Below are 3,180 nucleotides of genomic sequence, written 5' to 3' on the forward strand. Positions count from 1 at the left end.
GGATGCTGCTGCAACCGGCTACCAGCCCCCGCGCACCCCGCTCGAGACCGCGATCGCCGCAATCTGGGCCGAAACCCTCAACCTGCCGCGCGTGGGCATCCACGACAACTTCTTCGACCTGGGCGGACATTCCCTGCTGGCCGTCCAGCTCATGGACCGCATCCATCGGGCGATCGGCCGCAAACCCCATCTCAACACGCTCTGGTTTGGCGCGGGCAGCATTGCGCAGCAGGCGCAGCTGCTGACAGAAGCAGCGGATGCTTCCGATTCTGCCAGCCCGGTGCTGGCCATGCGCACGGGAGGCAGCGAGCCGGCGCTTTTCTGCCTGCACACGATCGGCGGCGGAAACCTTTTCCATTATGAGTCCATGGTGCGGCATCTCAAGGGAGACAGACCGGTGTACGGCCTTCAGGCCAGAGGGATCGGCGGCAACGAGGCGCCCGATACGAGTGTCGAAGCCATGGCGCAATATTGCATCGAGTCCATGCGCACCTTCCAGCCCAGCGGGCCTTACCTTTTATGCGGGTTTTCCAGCGGCGGGCTGGTGGCTTATGAAATGGCGCGTCGCCTTTTGCAGGAGGGCGTCGAGGTGCAGCTCTTCCTGCTGGACAGCTTTGTGCCCAATCATGCGCAGTCGCTCAGCAGCAGCTGGCACCGTTGGCGCCGTCTGATCAAACAGAAAAAAATCCGGGAACTGCAAGAGCGGACCTACTACACCGTCCTGAATTTTCTTGGTTTAGGCCGGCTGCGCGAACTGCGCGGTATGGGCGAAAGCCATCGTTGGGCAATGTGGGGCTACCAGCCGCAGGGCTGCGATTTGTCGGCGTATTACTTCGAAGCGTCCGAACGGATCGGCGGTTTGACAAGGCCGAGCGAGGGCTGGGGTCCCTTGCTCAAGGGCGGCCTGACCCTGCATTTGATTCCCGGAGCGCACGGCACCATGGTCAAAGACGCGAATGCGGTGATTCTGGCCGACAGGCTGTCGGCTTGTTTGCCTCGATGGCCAGTGTCGCGCGCGGCGAAATGAATATTCCGCCCGGGTTCTTCGATCTGCCGGAAGAATTTGTCCATGTACTCTGGCTGAATATTGCCGAGCACCTGGATTGGCTGGAAGCCGGGCTGGCCACGCTCGATCCGGTCGAGCGCGATCGGGCGGCGCGCTATTTGAACCCCTGGCACGGCCAGCGTTATGCGTGCACGCGCGGACTTCTGCGCAGCCTTTTAGGCCGTTTCCTCGGGTGCCCGCCTGCCGGCATCGAGTTCGGTTACGGGCCCTGTGGCAAGCCCCGATTGGCGGCGGCAGAAAAATTGAATTTCAATCTCGCGCATAGCGGCGACTGGGTGGCCCTGGGTTTTTCCCGGGAACGACGGATCGGCATCGATCTCGAAAGCGTGGCGGGCTGTCATGATTGCCTGGCCGTGGCGCGCCAGTGCTTCTCTCCCCGGGAATTGGCCGTGCTGGAGCAGGCCAGCAACACCGCGCAGCGGTTCTGCAGCGTATGGGTACGCAAGGAAGCCGTCGTGAAAGCCGCGGGGCTGGGGCTGGATTCATTGCAGGCGTTTTGCGCGCTTGACCCGGTCGTCGCACTGCGGGATGAGCGGGGCATCCCGATTCAGTGGCACTTGAGCGAAATCCCGATGGCTGCCGGCTATGCCATGGCGCTGGCGACCGAAGGAGGCCCGGTTCGAAATGCAAGCTTCCGGCTCTGACAGTCGGGTAGGCGTGTAAAATCTCCCCATGGTCGAAACCCTTCTTGTCCAGGCTGATCACCCTGTCGCCCGCGTGAAGGGCGAGCCATACACCGAACTGCCGCAGGACCTCTATATTCCGCCCGATGCGCTCGAAATCTTTCTCGACGCTTTCGAAGGCCCGCTCGACTTGCTGCTCTACCTGATCCGCCGCCAGAACCTCGACGTGCTCGACATCCCGATGGCGGCGCTGACCAAGCAGTACATGGCCTACGTCGAGGCGGCGCGTGCGACGCGGCTGGAGCTGGCGGCGGAATACCTGCTGATGGCGGCGATGCTGATCGACATCAAGTCGCGCATGCTGCTGCCGCGCCGCGAGCAGGCCGAGGAGGCGGGCGAGGGCGAGGATCCGCGCGCCGAACTGGTGCGCCGCCTGCTGGAATACGAGCAGATGAAGCTGGCCGGCCAGCATCTCGATGCCCTGCCGCAGGCGGGACGCGATTTCGACACCGTCAGCGTGTTCCTGCCGGCGGCGGCGAAACGCATGCCGAGCCTGCATCCGGAAGAACTCGCCGCCGCCTGGCTGGCGATCCTGTCGCGCGCGAAGAACCGCACCCATCACCGCATCGGTCGCCAGGAGTTGTCGATCCGCGAGCACATGAGCCGCATCCTCAAGCGTCTTACGCCCGGCGAGTTCATGGAATTCAAGGACTTGTTTCCCGAATCCTCGACCGTGCATGAACTTGTGGTCACCTTCCTCGCAGTGCTGGAACTGACCAAGGAAACCCTGCTCGACGTCACCCAGGCCGAGCCGTTCGCTCCCATTTACGTGAGACTGCATGAATCTGCAACCGAGTGACAATCCCGATGATCTGAAGATCGTGCTGGAAGCGGCCCTGCTGGCGGCGGTCGAGCCGCTGTCGCTGGCCGATCTCAAGCGCATGTTCGAGCAGGAAGGAGCGGATCAAAGCCTCGCCAGCGACGTGCTGCGCCGCGCGCTCGACGAACTGCGCGTAGCGTGGCATGGCCGCGGCGCCGAACTGGTGCAGGTGGCGGACGGCTGGCGCTTCCAGACGCGCGCCGAGATGCAGCCCTGGCTGTCGCGGCTGAAGAACGAGAAGCCGCCGCGCTACTCGCGCGCGGTGCTGGAAACGCTGGCCATCATCGCTTACCGCCAGCCGGTGACGCGCGGCGACATCGAGGACATCCGCGGCGTCTCGGTCAATCCCAACATCGTCAAGACGCTGGAAGAACGCGGCTGGATCGAGGCCATCGGCCATCGCGACGTGCCCGGCCGCCCGGCGCTGTTCGGCACCACCGGGCATTTCCTCAGCGATCTCGGGCTGCGCACGCTGTCCGAACTGCCGCCGCTGGAAGAACTGGGGAATCTCATCACCCCGGATGAAACTGCATTGATTCCTGAATTGCGCGCGGAATTGACGGACAATGACGCTCCCCGGACGTTTGGCGCGGTGATCGAGACCGCCCGCG

The 3,180-nt window shown here is 63.7% G+C and carries 4 protein-coding genes; all 4 read left to right on the forward strand.

Annotated elements, in window-relative coordinates; translation table 11 throughout:
* Nucleotides 1-1,027: thioesterase domain-containing protein (locus Q0L94_RS16730; protein WP_296755538.1), on the forward strand; the 1,027-nt coding region annotated here is incomplete at its 5' end.
* A complete protein-coding gene (locus Q0L94_RS16735; RefSeq protein WP_296755541.1) occupies nucleotides 1,024-1,710 on the forward strand; it encodes a 4'-phosphopantetheinyl transferase superfamily protein in 687 nt (228 codons plus the stop codon). The genes Q0L94_RS16730 and Q0L94_RS16735, both read left to right, overlap by 4 nt.
* 28 nt (nucleotides 1,711-1,738) lie before the next feature.
* A complete protein-coding gene (locus Q0L94_RS16740) occupies nucleotides 1,739-2,548 on the forward strand; it encodes a ScpA family protein (RefSeq protein WP_296755543.1) in 810 nt (269 codons plus the stop codon).
* On the forward strand, nucleotides 2,529-3,180 hold a 652-nt coding region (gene scpB / locus Q0L94_RS16745), incomplete at its 3' end, for an SMC-Scp complex subunit ScpB (protein ID WP_296755546.1). The genes Q0L94_RS16740 and scpB, both read left to right, overlap by 20 nt.

This window comes from Thiobacillus sp., assembly GCF_024708915.1.

Bases quoted from the DNA above. Each gene is read 5' to 3' on its own strand.
- Q0L94_RS16735 (WP_296755541.1), top strand. From the start codon at position 1,024: ATGAATATTCCGCCCGGGTTCTTCGATCTGCCGGAAGAATTTGTCCAT.
- Q0L94_RS16740 (WP_296755543.1), top strand. From the start codon at position 1,739: ATGGTCGAAACCCTTCTTGTCCAGGCTGATCACCCTGTCGCCCGCGTG.